At 50.1% G+C, this 19,156-nt stretch carries 19 protein-coding genes and 1 tRNA gene; 12 read left to right on the plus strand and 8 right to left on the minus strand.

The features are described 5' to 3' along the window. The first annotated feature begins 56 nt into the window (after nt 1–56). Genes ACX9GV_RS06340 through ACX9GV_RS06375 form a run of 8 tightly spaced genes read left to right on the plus strand, consistent with a single transcriptional unit; the run spans nt 57 to nt 6,336 of the window. Nucleotides 57–1,403: a DNA circularization protein gene (locus ACX9GV_RS06340; RefSeq protein ID WP_473197450.1), complete on the plus strand. Its 1,347-nt coding sequence runs from the start codon at nt 57–59 to the stop codon at nt 1,401–1,403. Continuing rightward, nucleotides 1,400–2,482 carry a phage baseplate assembly protein gene (locus tag ACX9GV_RS06345; RefSeq protein WP_473197451.1) on the plus strand — a complete coding sequence of 361 codons (1,083 nt, stop codon included), beginning with the start codon at nt 1,400–1,402 and terminating at the stop codon, nt 2,480–2,482. Before ACX9GV_RS06340 ends, ACX9GV_RS06345 begins: the two co-directional genes overlap by 4 nt. Then, nucleotides 2,482–3,048: a phage baseplate assembly protein V gene (locus ACX9GV_RS06350; protein ID WP_473197452.1), complete on the plus strand. Its 567-nt coding sequence runs from the start codon at nt 2,482–2,484 to the stop codon at nt 3,046–3,048. Before ACX9GV_RS06345 ends, ACX9GV_RS06350 begins: the two co-directional genes overlap by 1 nt. Beyond that, nucleotides 3,048–3,461, plus strand: coding sequence for a phage GP46 family protein (locus ACX9GV_RS06355; RefSeq protein ID WP_473197989.1), 414 nt, complete (start codon nt 3,048–3,050; stop codon nt 3,459–3,461). Before ACX9GV_RS06350 ends, ACX9GV_RS06355 begins: the two co-directional genes overlap by 1 nt. Next, the gene (locus ACX9GV_RS06360; protein ID WP_473197453.1) at nt 3,454–4,512 is read left to right on the plus strand and encodes a baseplate J/gp47 family protein; all 1,059 of its coding nucleotides are present in this window, start codon (nt 3,454–3,456) and stop codon (nt 4,510–4,512) included. Before ACX9GV_RS06355 ends, ACX9GV_RS06360 begins: the two co-directional genes overlap by 8 nt. Further along, on the plus strand, nt 4,503–5,081 hold the full coding sequence (locus ACX9GV_RS06365; RefSeq protein WP_473197454.1) for a YmfQ family protein: 579 nt from the start codon (nt 4,503–4,505) through the stop codon (nt 5,079–5,081). The genes ACX9GV_RS06360 and ACX9GV_RS06365 overlap by 10 nt, the downstream gene beginning before the upstream one ends. 2 nt (nt 5,082–5,083) lie before the next feature. Continuing rightward, nucleotides 5,084–5,722, plus strand: a complete 639-nt coding sequence (locus tag ACX9GV_RS06370) for a tail fiber protein (RefSeq protein WP_473197455.1) — start codon at nt 5,084–5,086, stop codon at nt 5,720–5,722. Further along, nucleotides 5,722–6,336, plus strand: coding sequence for a tail fiber assembly protein (locus tag ACX9GV_RS06375; RefSeq protein ID WP_473197456.1), 615 nt, complete (start codon nt 5,722–5,724; stop codon nt 6,334–6,336). The genes ACX9GV_RS06370 and ACX9GV_RS06375 overlap by 1 nt, the downstream gene beginning before the upstream one ends. 119 nt (nt 6,337–6,455) lie before the next feature. Here the strand turns inward: ACX9GV_RS06375 and ACX9GV_RS06380 are convergent. The 3 genes from ACX9GV_RS06380 to ACX9GV_RS06390 all read right to left on the minus strand — a co-directional run bounded on the left by ACX9GV_RS06380 (nt 6,456) and on the right by ACX9GV_RS06390 (nt 8,625). Continuing rightward, nucleotides 6,456–6,532 (minus strand) — tRNA-Pro (locus tag ACX9GV_RS06380). Nucleotides 6,533–6,609: 77 nt separating this feature from the next. Then, the gene (gene yejM, locus ACX9GV_RS06385; protein ID WP_473197457.1) at nt 6,610–8,388 is read right to left on the minus strand and encodes an LPS biosynthesis-modulating metalloenzyme YejM; all 1,779 of its coding nucleotides are present in this window, start codon (nt 8,386–8,388) and stop codon (nt 6,610–6,612) included. A 9-nt stretch (nt 8,389–8,397) separates the two neighbouring features. Beyond that, nucleotides 8,398–8,625, minus strand: coding sequence for a YejL family protein (locus ACX9GV_RS06390; RefSeq protein WP_473197458.1), 228 nt, complete (start codon nt 8,623–8,625; stop codon nt 8,398–8,400). Between the two features lie 217 nt (nt 8,626–8,842). Here ACX9GV_RS06390 and yejK point away from each other — a divergent pair, with 217 nt between their 5' ends. Further along, nucleotides 8,843–9,850 (plus strand): nucleoid-associated protein YejK, encoded by a 1,008-nt coding sequence (gene yejK, locus ACX9GV_RS06395; protein WP_023490734.1) that lies wholly within the window; start codon nt 8,843–8,845, stop codon nt 9,848–9,850. A gap of 86 nt (nt 9,851–9,936) precedes the next feature. Here yejK and rplY read toward each other — a convergent pair whose 3' ends face one another. Both rplY and radD read right to left on the minus strand, forming a co-directional pair. Next, nucleotides 9,937–10,221 carry a 50S ribosomal protein L25 gene (rplY, locus tag ACX9GV_RS06400; protein ID WP_023490733.1) on the minus strand — a complete coding sequence of 95 codons (285 nt, stop codon included), beginning with the start codon at nt 10,219–10,221 and terminating at the stop codon, nt 9,937–9,939. A gap of 197 nt (nt 10,222–10,418) precedes the next feature. Continuing rightward, the gene (gene radD / locus ACX9GV_RS06405; RefSeq protein WP_473197459.1) at nt 10,419–12,173 is read right to left on the minus strand and encodes a DNA repair helicase RadD; all 1,755 of its coding nucleotides are present in this window, start codon (nt 12,171–12,173) and stop codon (nt 10,419–10,421) included. 414 nt (nt 12,174–12,587) lie between these two features. On the opposite strand from radD, the gene rsuA reads away from it, so the two are divergent. The 3 genes from rsuA to ACX9GV_RS06420 all read left to right on the plus strand — a co-directional run bounded on the left by rsuA (nt 12,588) and on the right by ACX9GV_RS06420 (nt 15,421). Beyond that, a complete protein-coding gene (gene rsuA / locus ACX9GV_RS06410) occupies nt 12,588–13,301 on the plus strand; it encodes a 16S rRNA pseudouridine(516) synthase RsuA (RefSeq protein ID WP_473197460.1) in 714 nt (237 codons plus the stop codon). 27 nt (nt 13,302–13,328) lie between these two features. Beyond that, a complete protein-coding gene (locus ACX9GV_RS06415; protein WP_473197461.1) occupies nt 13,329–14,525 on the plus strand; it encodes a Bcr/CflA family multidrug efflux MFS transporter in 1,197 nt (398 codons plus the stop codon). Between the two features lie 551 nt (nt 14,526–15,076). Then, complete coding sequence (locus ACX9GV_RS06420; protein ID WP_023490729.1) at nt 15,077–15,421, plus strand: YejG family protein; 345 nt, start codon at nt 15,077–15,079, stop codon at nt 15,419–15,421. A 9-nt stretch (nt 15,422–15,430) separates the two neighbouring features. Here the strand turns inward: ACX9GV_RS06420 and yejF are convergent, their stop codons facing one another. Genes yejF through ACX9GV_RS06435 form a run of 3 tightly spaced genes read right to left on the minus strand, consistent with a single transcriptional unit; the run spans nt 15,431 to nt 19,153 of the window. Further along, nucleotides 15,431–17,035, minus strand: a complete 1,605-nt coding sequence (yejF, locus tag ACX9GV_RS06425; RefSeq protein WP_473197462.1) for a microcin C ABC transporter ATP-binding protein YejF — start codon at nt 17,033–17,035, stop codon at nt 15,431–15,433. Between the two features lies 1 nt (nt 17,036). Continuing rightward, nucleotides 17,037–18,062 (minus strand): ABC transporter permease, encoded by a 1,026-nt coding sequence (locus ACX9GV_RS06430; protein WP_473197463.1) that lies wholly within the window; start codon nt 18,060–18,062, stop codon nt 17,037–17,039. Beyond that, nucleotides 18,059–19,153, minus strand: coding sequence for a microcin C ABC transporter permease YejB (locus ACX9GV_RS06435; protein ID WP_023490726.1), 1,095 nt, complete (start codon nt 19,151–19,153; stop codon nt 18,059–18,061). Before ACX9GV_RS06435 ends, ACX9GV_RS06430 begins: the two co-directional genes overlap by 4 nt. Between the last annotated feature and the right edge of the window lie 3 nt (nt 19,154–19,156).

Genomic DNA, 19,156 nt, shown 5'->3' on the forward strand with positions numbered 1-19,156 from the left:
AGTCAGTAATTTAAAGCACAACCCACCGATGGTGGGTTTTTTTATTGGTGGTAACCATGAGCTGGAAAGACAAATTGCTGCCCGCGTCTTTTCGCGGTGTGCCATTTCAAACGAGGGATGATGAGGCCACCGTTGGCCGCAGAACGCAAACCCACGAATACCCAAACCGAGACAAACCATACACTGAGGATCTAGGCCGGGCCACGCGCCGGGATAAAATTTCCGCCTATGTGATAGGGGATGATTACCAGGCACAGCGTGACAAGCTGATCGCAGCAATCAATCAGGGTGGCCCCGGTAAGCTGATACACCCTCAATATGGTGAGCTTAACGTTTGCATAGATGGTGATGTAAGCGTAAGCCACAGCTCATCAGACGGGCGCATGTGTACGATCAGTTTCACGTTTGTTGAAGCTGGTGAACTCTCTTACCCAACATCAGGGGTGGCCACGGGGCAAAAGCTATCTTCCTCTTGCGATGAGATGAGCGAGGCTACTACTGGCGCTTTTGGCAAAACGTTTGACCTTGATGGGCTTCCTGATTTTCTTCAAGACGGCGTACTGGAAAATGCCAGCAGCATGATGGGCGTAGCAATCAAGACCTTTGACCGTGTAAATACCGCAATCAGTGACGCAGGACGCCTACTTGATGGCGATCTGTCCGTGCTGCTAATGCCGCCAAGCTCAGGATTTGATTTTACAAATCGCCTGCAAAGCATGTGGCGTGCTGGTAATGCATTGATCAGAAATAGCGATGACATTATCAACAAGATTAAGGGACTGGCTGGCTTTACTGTTGATCGCAATCTTGCCCCCCGTGGCGTATGGAAAACGGACAGCAGAACAACCCAGATACAGACAGAGCAGAGCAACTATGTTGCACAAGCAATGAGGACTACAGCACTTGCTGAAGCTGCTCAGAGCGTCTCATCATTGCCGCAGCCACGCATTCAAATAGGGAGCATCACATCACCGGTCAGATTCCCGCAGGTGTCTGACATTGGCACGGATACACCGCCGACACGGGGCCCATTAATTACTCATCCGGCAGTAACTTCACTGGACGATGGCGCTGTTATTGAACCGCCACTGAGCTATGACCGGCTTACGGAAATTCGCGACACGTTGAATAACGCAATCGACCACGAACTATTGCGCGTAACTGATGATGATCTCTTTTTATCGCTGAATAAAGTCAGGGCTGATGTTAATCGCGACATTAGTCAGCGCCTTGAGCAGACAGAGAAAACAACGCTGCTAACGCCCACCGAGGTATTACCAGCCCTTGTGATTGCTGCCGACTGGTATGACTCAGCGGGCCGTGAGCGCGACATTCTCGGTCGCAACAAAATCACTCACCCGGGATTTGTCCCGGTTGTCACCCTGAAGGTGCCTGCGCGATGAATGACGAAAACAACACTGTAACGCTGAGAGTTGGTGGGCGCGAGTGGGGCGGGTGGACATCCGTTTCAATATCGGCGGGCATTGAGCGCATCGCCCGTGATTTCAACATCCAAATAACTCGGCAGTGGCCAGGTGCTCAAGATGTTGGAAATCTGCAACCAAAGATAAAAAAAGGTGACCCGGTAACCGTAATGATTGGTAGTGATCTGGTTATCACTGGTTACGTTGACGCAACACCGGTTCGCTATGACGCACGTAGTGTATCGGTTGGCATCGTAGGCAGAAGCAAAACGGAAGACCTGATTGACTGTTCAGCAATGACAACGCAGTTTACAGGGCGCACCTTTATTCAAATTGCAACTCAGCTTGCTGCACCTTTCGGAGTTTCTGTTGTTAATGCCGGAATAGACAACGGGCCAATCACCGGTTTACAGGTGGACTATGGCGAAACCGTCATAGACGTGCTCGATAAAATGATGGGCCTGCAGCAGGTTTTGGCTTATGACAATGCCGCTGGTGAGTTGGTTGTTGGCCCGGTTGGGGTTTCCCACTGTGCGACCGCCTTGGTGCTTGGCGAGAATATCTTATCGTGCGACACAGAGCAGAGCATAAAAGACCGCTTCTCTGATTACCTGGTTGCCGGCCAGCGTGCCGGGAATGATCAGGATTTTGGCGAGGCCACAACGTCAGCCATTCGGGCAAAAACTGTTGATGGTGGCGTGAGTCGCTACAGGCCCATGGTTATCAAGCAAGCAGGTAACGCAACTGGCGGATCTGTCATTGAGCGAAGCGAGTTTGAAATGCTGCGCCGAGCTGCTCGTACTGATGAGGTTACTTATACGGTCTGGGGGTGGCGTCAGGGAAACGGAAAGCTATGGGAGCCTAACCAGCTTGTTACTGTTTACGATCCTGTATTGGATTTCAACAACCGAGACATGCTGATCGCCGAGGTGACTTACACAAAATCAGACCAGGGCACCACCACTCAATTACGAGTTGGCCCGCCTGATGCCTACCTTCCAAAACCGCCCAGCCAGAAAAAAGGCAGGAAAGGCAAGAAAGCCGAGGAAGAATTCTGATGAGTAGAATGATAACCGGTCTGCAGCGAGCAATATCAAATATCATCGTCCGTGCGGTGGTCAGGGTAACGAACAGCGCAAGCAAGAGCCAAGCACTGCAGATACAGATGATTGCTGATGAGCTGAAAGATAATATTGAGCACCTGGAGCCTTATGGTTTCACCAGCTCACCACACCCAGGATCTGAGGCTTTCGCTGCCTTCCCTGACGGCGACCGCTCACACGGCGTAGTGCTGATTGTTGCTGACCGCCGCTACCGGATTACCGGGCTAGATAACGGCGAGGTGGCGATATACAGCGACGAGGGGGATAGCATCATCCTTAAGCGTGGCAACCACATCGAGATGACAACGAAAGAGCTCACCGTCAATGCAGAGACAAAGGTGACCTTTAACACGCCACTGATTGAAACAAACGGCAAGATCACCGCTATTGGTAATGTTGAATCGTCGGCTGATGTTAGTGATGCAACTGGCACCATGGCTGGCATTCGCGACACATACAACGAGCACGATCACCCTCATGGCGAGCCAACAACAGGAACGCCAAACCAGAGGATGGAATGATGATACTTGTAGTCAATGGCAGGCAACAGCCCGTCTATGCTCCAACAGACCCACTCACTCGCTCGGTTGTTATCTCACTGTTTACGTGGCGACGCGCAGAGCCTGACGACGAAACAGTTAAACCTATGGGCTGGTGGGGTGACACGTATCCAACAGTGCAGAATGACCGGATCGGGTCGCGACTTTATCTAATCCGCCGCGAAAAAATAACGAGCAAAACCGTTGAGCTGATCCGGGGATATATCAATCAGGCGCTGCAATGGATGCTCGATGACGGTGTTATTACCGGATCGCTTATTGATGTTCAGCGCATTGGTACAGAAAAAATTGGCGCAGAAATAACGCTCTATCGAGCTGGTGGCGCAGATCACCGGATCACAATAACCGACATGTGGAGTCCAATCGATGGCTGATAGCGGATTTAACCGCCCAACACTTCCCCAGTTAATCACCCAGATCCGCAGCGATTTAAACTCAAGATTCCAAAGTGACGCAGTTTTGCGCCGTGCCGACTCGGAAGTATACAGCCGAGTGCAGGCAGCGGCAGTGCATACGCTATACGGCTATATCGATTATTTGGCGCGGAACATGCTGCCAGATTTGTGTGATGAAGATTGGCTGGTGAGGCACGGGAATATGAAGCGCTGCCCAAGAAAAGAACCGTCCATAGCTGACGGATTTATGCGCTGGGATGGGGTGACGAACGGGATAACAGTGCCGCAGGGCGCAATAGTACAGCGTGATGATCTGCAAGAATTCACCACTACTGCGTCGGCAACCTCCGTTGCTGGCATTCTTCGCGTGCCTATTGCCTGTTCAATTGCCGGTACTATTGGGAATACTGATGATGGTATTGGCATGATGCTAGCTGAGCCGATTAGCGGGCTACCGTCTTCCGGTGTTGCCGACAGCATCGGCGGAGGTGCTGACATTGAGCCCATTGAAGAGTGGCGGGCGCGTGTGATTGAGCGCTGGTATTACACGCCGCAGGGTGGTGCAGATACTGATTACGTTATTTGGGCTAAAGAAGTGCCCGGCGTAACTAGGGCTTGGACTTATCGGCACTGGATGGGGGCCGGAACAGTTGGAGTCATGGTTGCGAACAGCAATCAAGAAAACCCGGTTCCTGATGCTTCTGTTGTCGAAGATACCAGAAATCACATCCTACCCCTTGCGCCAGTTGCCGGATCCAGCCTCTACGTTTTCCCACCTATTGAAAATATCGTTCCGTTTACGATACGCGTAACTCCAGACACTCCAGCGGTGCGCTATGCGATCCTCGCTGAACTGAGGGCTATGTTTTATCGAGACGGATCCCCCGGTGGGAAGCTGGAACGCTCACGCATGAGTGAGGCTATCAGCATCGCGACTGGTGAGTTCAGTCACACGCTTGTTAGCCCGGCAGCAGATGTTGAGCTCGGAATCACTGAACTCCCAGTTGTGGGGAATATAACGTGGATCTAAAAGACTATGAGCAGCTATTAATTAACCTGTTGCCGCGAGGCCCGGCGTGGGACGGCGCTGATCCGCTGCTGCTCGGTCTTGCTCCTTCTCTTCATCGCGTACATTTGCGCGGCGATGATCTGATGTTCGAAATCGACCCGCGAACTACAAGAGAGCTCATTGATCGGTACGAGCTTATTTGCGGTCTCCCGGATTCATGCGCGCCACCAGGAACGCAAACCCTAGCACAACGGCAGCAGCGACTTGATTCAAAGATCAACATTATCGGTGGCATTAATAAGGCATTTTATCTAGCCCAGCTATATGCGCTAGGTTACGCCGGCGCAACGATAAGCCAGTTCGAGAACGATGTTTTTCGCTGTACGTCAACGTGCACTGATTTTGTCTATTCCGAAGATTGGCATTTCTGGTGGCAAGTGAACATGCCAAGCGCTACCCGGATAACAGACATGACATGCATTTCAACGTGCATTGACAGTCTAAGAACATGGGGCGACACAGTAGCGGAATGCGTTATCAATAAGCTCTGCCCATCCCATACCTATGTAATTTTTAAATACCCGGAGTAACTATGCATCGGATTGATACACCAACTGCCCAGGCCGACAAGTTCGGCACCGGAAAAAACGGATTCACCAGAGGAAACCCGCAAACCGGGGTTCCCGCAACTCAGCTTGATGATGATTATTTTGATGCAGTGCAGGAAGAGATAGCGGGGATTATTGAGGGGGCGGGGATACCGTTAAATAAAGCTGATAAAAATCAGCTATTGAAAGCCATGAATGTTTTTTTTCCAGCGGGCGCCCCAATTCCGTGGCCCACAGTCGTTCCACCCGCTGGATGGCTGAAATGCAACGGTTCTACATTCAATACATCACTATATCCAATGTTGGCTGTGGCATACCCATCAGGAGTATTGCCGGATCTGCGAGGTGAGTTTATTCGTGGGTGGGATGACGGGCGCGGTGTTGACCTAGGTCGCTCGTTACTTAGTAGTCAGTCTGACGCTTTTGGCAGCCATAACCACATTCTTCGCACAACAGCATCATTCACATCCCCATCGGATGAGGGCGACCCAGCCCGAGGTCAGACCCGTGGATCTGTGAATACGGCGGGTGGAGCGGGAACTGATAAATCCATCGGTACATCGGGAGGCAATGAAACACGCCCCCGCAACCTTGCCTTTAACTATATAGTGAGAGCGGCCTAATGAATCCTCAAAACAAATTACCTAGGGCTATTTTGGATGATAGCGGGTTGGCACTAACTGCTGGTTGGCTAACTATTCACGCCATTGAACCCACACAGCGGGAATATCAGCAGGCGCTCCACGAATACTTGCCACTCGGCGTGGGTCTCCCAGCATGGAGCTACGCAGATGCCCCGCCAGAAAAAGCACCCGGGCTTGCTATCGTGCGCAACTTGGCTGGAACTGCATGGGAAACTGTGCCCGACTACCGAGGGCAAACGGTATACAGTACGGAAATAAGAAAGCCGGAGACTGTATACACTCTAGGACCGCTAGCGGCTGGGTTAACTCTGCTGGCTCCATCCACTCCATATGATACCTGGGATGGTAAAAAGTGGGTTACTGACACGACAGCGCAACACGACGCTGATGTAGCTGCTGCACAGGCTGAGCTCGCAGCGCGACAGCGTACAGCTACAAATCGGATTGGAACGTTACAAGATGCAGTTGACCTTGAAATGGCAACACCAGAAGAAACGGCACTCTTGCTTGCATGGAAAAAATACCGTGTATTGCTCAGCCGGATTGAAGTTTCAAAAGCACCAGATATTGAGTGGCCAGTAGCACCGGAATAAGCCGATAGTCGGGATGGAACCCGGTCTTGGTTTTACACCAGAGTTACACCAGTTTTACACCGCCCGAATTCCAGGCATAAAAAAACCAACCGTAACAGGTTGGTTTTTCTATAAAAAGTTGGTCGGCATGAGAGGATTCGAACCTCCGACCCCCGACACCCCATGACGGTGCGCTACCAGGCTGCGCTACATGCCGACGCAGTGGAAGCTATACTACCGTTTTTGGCACTAAATTCAAGTTGCCATCTTACTGATCGCTTTAGATTTAAGCAGTTAGTTAGCAATAAAGCGTTTGACATCGGTCAAGACCTGCAGCAGTAGGGCTAACTGTGGTTTTTCATCCTCGATTTCTTGATCGTCTTGGTCGTAAGCGTGATAACGCCCGTTACCTTGTAATACCAGGGTTTGTGTCGGGGTGGTAATGACCAATTGGCTACCATTACCCGTGGCGACCCAGTTATTTTTACGCTGTGGGGTAAAGAGATCTTCACCTTGTGAGTAATCGTTAGCGCTGGTTTTTACATGTAGCAGGCGCTGCATCAGTGTACGCATCACATCATTGTGGTTGGTGAGTTTATTGATGCTTTGTGCAGGTGTACCCGGCCAGCGGATCACCAACGGAACCTGTAATTGGTGGCGGTTAAAGCTATTGCCAGCCCCCCAGTTTCCTTTATCGGTATCATTGAACTCCATACCGTGCTCAGCCGTAATGACGATGACTGTGTTATCCAACATGCCTTTCTCATTCAGTGTCGTCAGCATCTGGGCAATCTGTGCATCAATCTTGTTTGCTCCAGTGCGATAGCGCTGGATAAAGGCATCTGCGGGTAAGGTTTTATTGGGCAATTCACTGCCACTGAAATTGACGTAAGAAAACCATGGGCTATCGTTGCTTCGATCGGCCAACCACTGTTGCCACTGGCGTGTGGTTTGTGCATCGCTCTGTGCCAACGGTGCGGGTGGTAATGAAAAGTCGGCAAACAACGCTTGGCGGTAAAGCGCGGCATTAAAGCCATCTGATGAGAACAAGCCAAATTGATAGCCTTGATCGCTTAATGCTTTAATCAAGGCGGAAGGTTTACGCCCAGCCAGAATACCATCCAGATAGGTAGGGGAAATGCCATAGAACAGGCCAAATAACCCGGTATCAGCTTGATTACCTGTGCTGTAATGATTGCTGAAGTGAATATTTTCCTGCGCAAAATGGGTTAGGGCTGGCATATCCTGCGCAATATCTTTATTGCGAATGCCATTGACCACAATCATCAGTAAGTTATAGCCGCTACCTTTATCCCTATAGGTTAAATCACTTAGCGGATATTCAACCGCCGCCGCATCTGGGTTGCCTTGTTGTATCAGACGACGTTGATACTCTTGTGGGTCGAGCAGACCATGCTTTTCCAGAAACTTACGCGCGGTCATCGGGTAAGAGAGGGGAAGGTTAGCGCGCTGCATGGTGATAGGACGGTAAAAATTAGCATCAGCCCAGATATAGAACAGGTGGGATGCAAAGAATGAACAGATAAACAATACCGCCAGGGGCTTGCCGAAGCTGTGTCGGTTAAGACTCCGTAATTTCTGCCAGCTCCAGGTGGCAAAGAGCATTTGGACCAGGAATATCACTGGGACGCTGATAAACATTAACTGCCAAGAGCGTGCCATTTCACTCTGCTCTGGGTTGATCACTAACTCCCAGACTACGGGGTTAAGGTGCAGGTGGAAGTGGGCAAAGATTGCACTGTCGACCAACAGTAGGGTGAGCCCGGCGGTAGCCAGCGCTGCAGAGATAAATCGCAATAGACGTTGCGACATCACGACAAAGGTCAGCGGGAAGATAATGAGCAGATAGGCCGCAAAAACAATAAAACTGAATTGCCCAATCAGGCTGACAAAGGCGTAGATTCGGCCCAGGAGTGATGACGGCCAGTCGCTAACAAACAGGTAACGGCTACCCAACCCAATGCTGAGCAAAATATTAAATAAGGCGAACCAGTGCCCCCAACTGATCATCTGGGAGACTTTTTCGCGATAAAGTTGACGGTTTGTCACCATAACTAACTATTAATGTGCTTTATCTTCATGGATAGAAGCCTGTAGAGCTTCAGCAAATGACCTGGCCAGCGACTGCCGCAGTGCGGGAGCGATACTGGTGTTGATCAAGTTGGTTACCATGTTACCCAGTACCATCAAGGAAAGGTCAGTGGGTGTATGATGTTTTTCCAAAACATTGACCAGCTCAGAGAGCAGTAGTTCAACATGTTGGTCACTATAACGGGATGATTGTGGCATAAAGATTGAGCTCAAAGCCTGAAAATTTTTCTTATCTTACCGTATAGAGTCGTGATTTTCTGCTCTTTTATCAATGCTGCGCTCAAGTAGCCGCGGAGCAGGGCAAGTGGTATGAGGTTGAGTAGCGTGTCGAGGATTATTTAATGGCGTGGCTTTTGTGTTGCAGCGTAACCGCTTCAGTGCTTGAATACGCGCTCAAAGAACAGGAGAAATGATCATGAGTCTGGATATCGAGCAGATTGCACTGCACCAGTTGGTGAAACGTGATGAGCAGACGCTGGATGTGGTGTTGCGCGATTCCCTTCTTCCTACCAACGCGGCAGTGGAAGAGATGATGGCAGAGCTGCACCGCGTATACAGCGCCAAGAGCAAAGCCTACGGCCTATTCAACGAACAGAGTGAACTGGCGGATGCACTACGCCATTGCCGCAAGGGGGATGAGGATTTCCTGGCGTTTAGCCGTGCGGCCACAGGCCGTTTGCGTGACGAACTGGCTAAATACCCGTTTGCTGAAGGTGGTGTGGTGCTGTTCGGCCAATATCGTTACTTGGCCGTAGAGTACTTGCTGATTGCCGTGCTTAACAGCTGCAACAGTATGCATGTTAATGAAACGCTGGATATTAGTACCACGCACTATCTGGATATTAATCATGCAGATATTGTGGCTCGCATCGATTTGACCGAGTGGGAAACTAACCCAGAGTCAACCCGTTATCTGACGTTTTTGAAAGGTCGGGTGGGGCGTAAAGTTTCTGATTTCTTTATGGATTTTTTGGCAGCGGCGGAAGGGCTGGACACTAAAGCGCAAAACCGTGGCTTATTGCAGGCAGTGGATGATTATTGCACTGATGCACAACTGGATAAAAACCAACGCCAATCAGTACGCCAGCAAGTCTACAGCTATTGCAACGAACAACTGCAGGCGGGGGAAGAGATTGCGTTACAGGAGCTGTCTCAAGAGATTGCGCCTGTGGGGGACAAGGATTTTTTGCAGTTTTCCAGTGAGCAAGGTTACCAGTTGGAAGAGAGTTTCCCCGCTGATCGCAGCACATTACGCCAATTGACCAAGTTTGCCGGCAGTGGTGGTGGTATCAGCATCAACTTTGATGCCATGCTGCTAGGGGAGCGGATTTTCTGGGATCCAGCCACTGATACTTTGACGATTCGTGGTACGCCACCTAATTTGCGTGATCAGTTACAGCGCCGTTCTGGCAACGCTAAATAGGCTATCTCCCTGACTTCAGACAATAAAAAACGCCGCGATTGCGGCGTTTTTTGCTTCGATATTCCGAAGGCACGACAATATGGCGATTAAGCGCGCATGAAGTCGATATGAGCCAGTTTAGGCTTGAATGGGTGACGCTGAACAGCCTGAACCTTAACTTTGGTTTCTTTACCATCGATAACCAGAATGATTGCTTCGTTGTAGAATTCTGGTTTTACTTCCATATTCTTCACTGAATCATGGTCTAATTCGATGGAGATTGCAGCTTCTTTACCACCGTAAACGATAGCGGGGAATTTGTTTGCTGCACGCAGGCGGCGGCTCGCACCCTTACCCTGGTCTTTACGTACTTGTGCATTGATAGTGAACATTGTTTTTTCTCTTTAAGAAAATGTATCCTGCTACAGGCGACCCAGTAACAGGCTCGATAACCTGCTTTTACCTTGGAAATAGCCAAGTAAAGCGGGCGGCATTTTAACGGAAAGCGGCGCTGTGGGCAATGGAAACCTGCCTGATGCCCTCAAGCTCAATCAAGCTGCCACCTGGGGATAACGAGAAGCAGTAAAGGTTAGAGCTCATTGGCACGGCGAAAACGCCCTTGATAATCAAAAATTTTTTCGCGAACTTGCCAAAACTGACCACGTTTGCGGGCAACAACAAAGTCAGGATGGCGTAATAAATCCTGTTTGCTGAGGATCTCCAGCGCGGTTTGCCAATGAAAGGGCACACCGGGGGCTCGTTGATGTGGGCGCAAGAACAGCTTATCAAAAACGTTACGCTGAGCCGGTGTTTGCAGGCGAAAGCGTTCGCTGGTGCTGCAGCCATCTTCATCATAATAGGTGGCTTGCAGCCATTCACCTTTATTATCCTGACCGCTTTGTAATTCCATGCCGCTGCAGCGTAATACCAAAGCATCTTTCAGCTTGAGTGCGGCTTTCAGCATATCATCCGGGTCCACCAACAGCGCTTGGCACTGGCCGCAACGACGTGCGGCGATATCATTTTCTGCGCCACAGTGAGGGCAGCTTTTGAAGCGGAAGCGGTAATCACATTGTTCACGTTTCCCTTGGTCATCTTCAAACCACCCTTGGCAGCGGCGACCATAGTGCTCGATAATTTCACCGCTCTGGGTGCATTTGCCCCAAAACAGATTGGCGAAGCCACAACCGGGGCAAAATACCTGAACAGGTTGGCTGTCGGCATGGGGTTTACTGCCACCTACTTCCGGGGTGAACAGATCATGGGGGTTACCCGCATAGTCGAGGATCAAACAATCGGTTTTGCCGGGAAACAGCCTTAACCCGCGCCCGACGATTTGTTGGTATAGGCTGACCGATTCGGTTGGCCGCAAAATGGCAATCAGGTCGACATGAGGGGCATCGAAGCCGGTCGTCAACACGGCGACGTTAACCAAGTAGCGTAATTGCTGCTGCTTGAAGGCTTGAATCAAGGTATCGCGTTCGAGAGGCGGTGTTTCTGCGCTGACCAACGCGGCATCGCCATGGGGTAGCAAACCATATATTTCGCGCGCATGTTCCACCGTTGAGGCAAAGATCATCACCCCTTTGCGCGTTTGGGCATATCCCATAATCTGGTTGATGATCAGTGGAGTCACACGTTGTTGCTTTTTCAGTTCGCGGTTAAGATCGACTTCACTAAACAGACCATGGCTTCTTGCGGCTAATTGGCTGAAATCGTACTGCACGATAGGCATATCCAGCCGTTCCGGTGGCACCAGAAAACCGTGTTTGATCATATAACGTAGCGGCAGCTCATAGATACAGTCACGGAACAGGCTATTACTGTCTCCGCGTAGAGTGCCATGGTAGTGATATTGATAGATCCAGCCTTTACCTAGCCGATAGGGCGTCGCTGTTAGTCCCAGTAGGCGTAGCTGGGGATTGTTTTTTTGTAGGTGCCGGATAATTTGTTGGTACTGGCTGTCATCATCGTCGCTGATACGGTGGCATTCATCGATGATCAACAGCGAAAATGCATTATCAAATAGCGGCAGGTGCCGTGCGACGGATTGCACACTGCCGAAAACGACTTTGCCGTCACTCTCTTTTTGTTGCAATCCCGCAGCGAAAATGTCGGCTTCTAGGCCATAGGCGCAATATTTACTGTGGTTCTGTGCCACCAGTTCTTTAACATGAGCCAGCACCAACACTCGACCACGGGCGCGCTTTGCCAGCTCGGCAATCACCAGGCTTTTACCGGCACCGGTCGGTAGCACGATCAGCGCGGGTTCAGGGTGTTGGCGGAAGTGTCTGATGGTGGCGTCGACCGCCTCCAATTGATAAGGGCGTAGGGTAAAGCTCATGTATTAACACCATTGACGATAATGAGGAGTATACTCTTCATCCTTTAAGTTGCTTGGGGGTTGGCTGCGGTTACTCGCCTCGCTCCCGAGGTTCACCCTTTGGGCCAACGTTTGCCGCCAACAAGCAATTCGAATGATTTTGGCTATAAATGTCCATTTAGCAACATAACCAATTGCAATATAACCAATTGCAATATAACAGCCGACTAACATTGTGACATTATACTTTCGGATGGGCGGAAAAGTTTCTATTATTATGCCCCTCGCGATAGCGTTGTCGCCAATGCTGCGGCAACGTGAAGAAAGAAGAGTATACCCTTTCAAGCCTGTTTATCGGCACTTGGTGGTGCATAAGCAGGACATCATGCTCAGACGAGCAACATGATCATAACAACCACAGGCAAAGCAGACTCAATGCGATTGGACAAGTTTTTATCTCAGCAGTTAGGTATCAGCCGCGCACTGGTAGTGCGTGAACTCCGTGCAAAACGTGTCACCGTAGATGGTGAGATAGTGAAGAGCGGCGCGATGAAACTCACCCCACAGCAGGAGGTGACGTTCGATGGCAACGTCTTAGTCCAACAGACTGGACCACGTTATTTTATGCTTAACAAACCGCAGGGTTATGTGTGCTCGACGGATGATCCCGATCACCCCACGGTGCTCTATTTTCTCGATGAGCCGGTGGCTTACAAGCTGCATGCCGCAGGTCGGCTGGATATTGATACCACCGGATTGGTGTTGATGACCGATGACGGCCAGTGGTCACACCGTATCACATCACCAAAACATCATTGTGATAAAACCTATCTGGTGACATTGGAACATCCACTGGCTGCGGATACAGCAGAGCAGTTTACCCAGGGGGTACAGTTGCATAATGAAAAAGATCTGACCAAACCAGCCAGGTTGGAAAAAATCGAAGATAATCTGGTGCGTCTGACGATCAGTGAAGGGCGCTATCATCAGGTGAAGCGAATGTTCGCTGCTGTAGGGAACCGAGTGGTGGCATTACACCGGGAACGCATTGGCGGTATCGTGTTGGATGAAGATTTGGCACCTGGGGACTATCGCCCACTGACGGCAGAAGAGATTGCTAGCGCAGTAGCCCCGCAACAACCCGATTGATATTTTTATGCCAAGGAAGTGTTAAATATGCAACAAAACCGGCCGTCTCACCTCGGTTTAATTTTTATCCTGGGCCTGCTTTCCATGCTGATGCCATTGGCGATCGATATGTATCTGCCCAGCATGCCGATTATTGCCCAGCAATTTGGGGTGAGTGCAGGTCAGGTGCAGATGACGCTCAGTGCTTACATGCTCGGCTTTGCTATTGGTCAGTTGTTCTATGGGCCGATGTCAGACAGTCTCGGTCGTAAGCCGGTGATCTTGTGGGGAACCTTGGTTTTTGCTATTGCGGGTGGTGCCTGTGCGATGGCTCAATCGATAGATCAACTGATCATTTTGCGTTTACTGCATGGTTTGTCTGCCGCAGCGGCCAGTGTGGTGATCAATGCGCTGATGCGTGACATGTTCAGCAAGGATGAGTTCTCACGCATGATGTCGTTTGTCATTCTGGTGATGACGATTGCCCCTCTGTTGGCACCGATGCTCGGTGGTGCTTTGCTATTGTGGTTTAATTGGCATGCTATTTTCTGGGCCATGGGGGCGGCTGCATTGTTGGGCTCGGTGCTGGTGGCGTTCTTTATCAAAGAGACATTACCCAAAGAGCGGCGGCAAAAATTCCATCTGTACACCACACTGAGAAATTTCGGTTCACTGTTCCGCCACAAACGTGTACTGAGCTATATGCTGGCCAGTGCATTCTCATTTGCTGGTATGTTCTCTTTCCTCAGCGCTGGGCCTTTTGTCTACATTGAACTCAACAACGTGTTACCGCAGCATTTTGGCTATTACTTTGCGCTGAATATCGTATTTTTGTTCCTGACAACCTGGTTTAACAGCCGCTATGTCCGCCGAGTCGGGGCACTTAAAATGTTCCGACTGGGGTTGTTTGTGCAACTGGCAATGGGGCTGTGGCTGTTGCTAGTCAGTGCAGGTGGGTTCGGTTTCTGGGCATTGGTGTTAGGTGTTGCGGTTTATATCGGCTGTATCGCGATGATCTCTTCTAATGCGATGGCGGTTATTCTGGATGACTTCCCACACATGGCAGGGACTGCGTCTTCGTTGGCTGGTACGCTGCGTTTTAGTATTGGTGCATTGGTGGGGGCAATATTGTCACTGGCACCGGGTAACAGCGCGTGGCCGATGGTCTCCTCTATGGCATTGTGCGGTATTATTGCCGTGTCGTTGTATTTCTATGCTTATCGCTCCGGTCAGCATCCTGCCTGATTTGGCTAAGGTATTACATCCTCCCATTGGCTTGATTCAATGGGGGGATTTGCTTATCGATGGCCTGCCAGTCATTTGGTAGCCCCGAAGGCACAATAACAGTAAATAAATTGTGGGTTTATTGTTAATTTAACTCGATATTCCAAGTGAGAAGCTGTGTTTTAACCCGGAGGATATTAACCATTCTTTATCATGGTATTGATTTAATTTTGTTTTAAATCAAAGGGATTTATCATTCCAAATTCTGGGAGTAATTCAATTAATGACAAAATGTAAATATATTAAGTAATTTACGTGTCCATTTTGAAATAAAAATGTTGCCATGCGGGCTTAAAATAGGTAAATATAGCGAAAAAATGTGTTGAAGATCACAAACATGATAAGGTTTTTTTTGCCGCCAGGAAAGCTCAGTCAGGGATAATCTGTCGAGTTGCTGCTGGTACATTGTACGTTTTAGTAACGATTTTGGCGGTGAAGCCTGGTGATTAAAGCTATAACTAGATAGCGTTTAATGTAAACGAAATGTTTAATTTTGAACTTGGGAATTCTATGTGAACAGTGTTCAGCTTTCGGTGGTACATCGCTTACCGCAAAATTATCGTTGGCTATCAGGGTTTACCGGCGTTAAGGTTGAGCCCACGGCACAGAGTGGCTCAAATGAAGGTAACCATTTGATTGGCCTGAAATTGCTCAGCCCTGATGGGCTGGATGCAGAGCAAGTCATGCAACAACTCAAGTTGTCGTTGCAAACGATTAAGATCGATTGCGCGGTGGTTGAATGGGAAGGTGAGCCTTGCCTGTTTGTTCACTGTCGTGATGAAAGTGCCGCGCTATGTCGGCTAAAAGATATCGGTGCCGCAATTGCCGAACAGATCAGTGAGATCTACCCCTTCTAAATGATGTTGTTAATCCACCAATTGTAACAGTTGCTGTGTATAGCTCGCCGCCGGCGTATTGAAAATGGCTTGGCAGTCACCCTGTTCCACCACTTCACCTTGGCGCAAGACAATCACCTGATGGCAGAGTGAACGAACCACTTGCAGGTCGTGACTGATAAATAGATAAGCCAGATGATGTCGCTGTTGTAACGATTTCAGTAGCAGCAATATCTGCGCTTGTACTGATTTATCTAATGATGAGGTCGGCTCATCCAGGATCAGCAGTTGCGGTTGCAGGATCAAGGCGCGCGCAATGGCGATCCGCTGGCGTTGCCCACCAGAGAATTCATTGGGATAACGGTGCCGCAGTTCAGGATCCAGCCCCACTTCCTGTAGCGCTTCAATGACTCGTTGTTCACGTTGCTCGCTGGTTAACTGTTGGTGTACGGCCAATCCTTCGGCAATGATCTGCAGCACGTTCAAACGTGGATTCAAGGCGGAATAAGGGTCCTGGAAAACCATTTGTATTTGACTGCGATAGGGCAGCATTTGCTGGTTATTGAAGGTATGCAGTGGCTGGCCATTAAACCAGATGGCCCCTTTGGCGTTTATCAGGCGTAACAATGCCAGAGCTGTAGTGCTTTTACCGGAACCCGACTCACCCACCAGCCCGATACTTTCACCGGGTTGTAAGGTAAAACTCAAGTTTTTCAGCACGGTGTTTTGATCAACAACGCGCTGCAATAAACCGCGTTTGATGGGAAAGCTGACCTGCAAATTTTCCACTTTTAACAAGGGAATGCTCTCTTCCGGCGTTTCAACCGATGGCAGTGGCAGCGGCTCCCCCAAATCTTCAGCGGCCAACAGTTGCTGGGTATACCGATGTTGCGGCAACGTGAACAACCTTTCCCGGCTGCTTTGCTCCACGCAGTATCCTTGGTGCATCACCGCTACGTTATCTGCCAGGCGGCGAACGATATTCAGGTTATGGGTAATAAACAGCAATCCCATGCCCAGTTCCTGCTTTAGCTCTTTTAATAGCGTTAAAATTTGTGCCTGAATGGTCACATCCAATGCGGTGGTGGGTTCGTCGGCAATTAACAGTTTGGGGTTGGTGAGTACCGCCATCGCTATCATCACGCGCTGGCGTTCGCCGCCAGAAAGTTGGTGCGGGAAATCCTTCAACCGCCCTTTGGCATTGCGGATACCCACCCGATCCAGGCATTGAATCAGTTCACTGCGGGCGCTGTCGCGGCGCATCCCTCGATGCAGTATCAAAACTTCGCTCAACTGTTTTTCAATGGTGTGCAACGGATTGAGTGAAACCATAGGTTCTTGAAAAATCATTGATATCTGGTTGCCACGCACTTGACGTAGTTCTGCTTCCGTTGTGTGCAGCAGTGAATGACCGTTAAACAGGATATCTCCACCGGGATAAATCACTGGTGGGGAGGGTAACAGGCGCAGTATCGACAGCGCGGTGACACTTTTGCCAGAACCGGATTCACCCACCAGAGCCAGTGTCTCACCCTGTTCAATTTGCAGCGAAACGCCATTAACCACCTGATTAACTGTCCCCCCGTGGCGGAAGGCAATGCAGAGATCCTCAATAGTGAGCAGCGGGGGAGTCATATCAGTGCACCTTGCTGGGGTCGAAGGCGTCACGCACCGCCTCGCCGATAAAGATTAACAGTGAGAGCAACACAGCCAGAACCAGAAAGGCGGTAATACCCAGCCAGGGTGCATGCAAATTGTTTTTACCCTGTAATAGCAACTCACCGAGGGAAGGGGAGCCAAGGGGTAAGCCAAAACCAAGAAAATCCAAGGAGGTGAGTGTGGTGATCGAGCCACATAAAATAAAGGGCAGAAAGGTCAAGGTGGCGACCATGGCGTTAGGCAGCATATGACGATACATAATCACCCTGTCCGGTACGCCCAGGGTGCGCGCAGCACGAATGTAATCGTAATTGCGCGTGCGCAGGAATTCGGCACGTACAACCCCCACCAGACTCATCCAACCAAACAGAATCGTAATCGCCAGCAACCACCAGAAATTGGGTTGTATAATGCTGGAGAGCAAAATGATAAGAAACAGAGTCGGCATCCCAGACCAGACCTCGATTAGCCGTTGCCCCCAGAGATCAATCCGACCACCGTAATAGCCCTGCGTTGCGCCGACACAGATGCCGATCACGCTGGAGAACAGCGTCAGTGCCAGCCCAAACAGCATTGAGATACGAAAACCGTACAGTACCCGCGCCAATACATCACTGCCATTACTGTCTGTGCCCAACAGATTGTGCCGTGATGGTGGCGAGGGGAAGGGCACCTCAGTGGCAAAATTGATGGTGTTATAGCTAAAACGGATCGGTGCCCAAATGGCCCAGCCGTGTTTTTCAATTTGGCTGAGCACAAAGGGGTCTTGAAAATCTGTGGTGGTCTTGAACTGGCCGCCAAAAGTGGTTTCGCTATAGTTGACCATCAAGGGGAGATACCAGCGGCCTTCATAGCGCACCAGTAAGGGTTTATCGTTGGCAAGCAGATCAGCGGCCAAGCTGAGTATAAAGAAAATCAAAAAAATCCACAGCGACCAATAGCCACGGCGATTGCTGCGAAAACGTGCCCAACGGGCTTGATTGATGGGGCTTAAGCGGCTCATTGGCGGGCCTCGAAATCAATGCGCGGGTCAACCAAGGTATAGGTGATATCACTCAGGATATTGAGCAGTAGGCCGATGAGGGTAAATATGTACAAGGTGCCGAACATCACCGGATAATCGCGCTGCAAGGTGGCATCATAGCCTAGCAACCCAAGGCCATTGAGTGAAAACATCACTTCAATCAGTAGTGACCCGGTAAAAAACATGCTGATAAAAGTGGCAGGAAAACCCGCAATCACCAGCAGCATGGCATTACGGAAAACATGTCGGTAAAGAATTTTTTTCTCATCCAGCCCTTTGGCGCGGGCGGTGACCACATATTGTTTGCGGATCTCATCAAGGAACGCGTTTTTGGTTAGCATCGTCAACGCGGCAAACCCACCGATAACGGTAGCCAGCACCGGTAACGTAATATGCCAGAGATAATCAAGAATTTTGCCATGCCACGACAGGGTAGCAAAGTTACTGGAAACCAGCCCACGTAACGGGAACCAATCCAGATAGCTGCCTCCGGCAAACACCACAATCAGCAGAATGGCAAACAGAAATGCCGGAATGGCATAACCGATGATAATCAACGCACTGCTCCAGGTATCAAAAGCACTGCCACTATGAATCGCTTTGCGGATCCCCAGCGGAATCGACACCAGGTAGATAATCAGCGTACTCCACAAGCCCAGGGTAATGGAAACCGGCAGACTCTGGCCGATAAGTTGCATCACCGAGGCACCACGAAACAGGCTTTCACCAAAATCGAGGCGCATATAGTTCCACAACATGGTGAAGTAACGTTGATACAGGGGTTGGTCAAAACCATAGCGTTTAGTGATTTCAGCAATCACTTCAGGGTCGAGCCCGCGGGAACCGCGATATTGGCCTTCACCAACGTTGCCCCCCCCGGCTTTGGCATGCCCAAGGCCGTCACTAGCACCGCCGCCACTAAAGCCGCTGACTTGCCCCAGCTCAATGGTGGCAATAGCCTGATCAACCGGGCCACCAGGTGCGATTTGCACAATGAAAAAGTTGATAGTGATGATGGCCCACAATGTTGGGATCACCAGCAGTAATCTGCGTATCAGATAAGCGGCCACGGC

The sequence above is a fragment of the Serratia sp. 25CWL12 genome (assembly GCF_055790885.1).

Bases quoted from the DNA above. Each gene is read 5' to 3' on its own strand.
- ACX9GV_RS06390 (WP_473197458.1), bottom strand. From the start codon at position 8,625: ATGCCACAATCATCCCGTTATAGTGACCAACATGTTGAACTACTGCTC.
- ACX9GV_RS06370 (WP_473197455.1), top strand. From the start codon at position 5,084: ATGCATCGGATTGATACACCAACTGCCCAGGCCGACAAGTTCGGCACC.
- ACX9GV_RS06415 (WP_473197461.1), top strand. From the start codon at position 13,329: ATGCAACAAAACCGGCCGTCTCACCTCGGTTTAATTTTTATCCTGGGC.
- yejK (WP_023490734.1), top strand. From the start codon at position 8,843: ATGAGTCTGGATATCGAGCAGATTGCACTGCACCAGTTGGTGAAACGT.
- rsuA (WP_473197460.1), top strand. From the start codon at position 12,588: ATGCGATTGGACAAGTTTTTATCTCAGCAGTTAGGTATCAGCCGCGCA.
- yejM (WP_473197457.1), bottom strand. From the start codon at position 8,388: ATGGTGACAAACCGTCAACTTTATCGCGAAAAAGTCTCCCAGATGATC.
- ACX9GV_RS06345 (WP_473197451.1), top strand. From the start codon at position 1,400: ATGAATGACGAAAACAACACTGTAACGCTGAGAGTTGGTGGGCGCGAG.
- ACX9GV_RS06350 (WP_473197452.1), top strand. From the start codon at position 2,482: ATGAGTAGAATGATAACCGGTCTGCAGCGAGCAATATCAAATATCATC.
- ACX9GV_RS06355 (WP_473197989.1), top strand. From the start codon at position 3,048: ATGATACTTGTAGTCAATGGCAGGCAACAGCCCGTCTATGCTCCAACA.
- ACX9GV_RS06430 (WP_473197463.1), bottom strand. From the start codon at position 18,062: ATGAGCCGCTTAAGCCCCATCAATCAAGCCCGTTGGGCACGTTTTCGC.
- ACX9GV_RS06340 (WP_473197450.1), top strand. From the start codon at position 57: ATGAGCTGGAAAGACAAATTGCTGCCCGCGTCTTTTCGCGGTGTGCCA.
- radD (WP_473197459.1), bottom strand. From the start codon at position 12,173: ATGAGCTTTACCCTACGCCCTTATCAATTGGAGGCGGTCGACGCCACC.
- rplY (WP_023490733.1), bottom strand. From the start codon at position 10,221: ATGTTCACTATCAATGCACAAGTACGTAAAGACCAGGGTAAGGGTGCG.
- ACX9GV_RS06360 (WP_473197453.1), top strand. From the start codon at position 3,454: ATGGCTGATAGCGGATTTAACCGCCCAACACTTCCCCAGTTAATCACC.
- ACX9GV_RS06375 (WP_473197456.1), top strand. From the start codon at position 5,722: ATGAATCCTCAAAACAAATTACCTAGGGCTATTTTGGATGATAGCGGG.
- yejF (WP_473197462.1), bottom strand. From the start codon at position 17,035: ATGACTCCCCCGCTGCTCACTATTGAGGATCTCTGCATTGCCTTCCGC.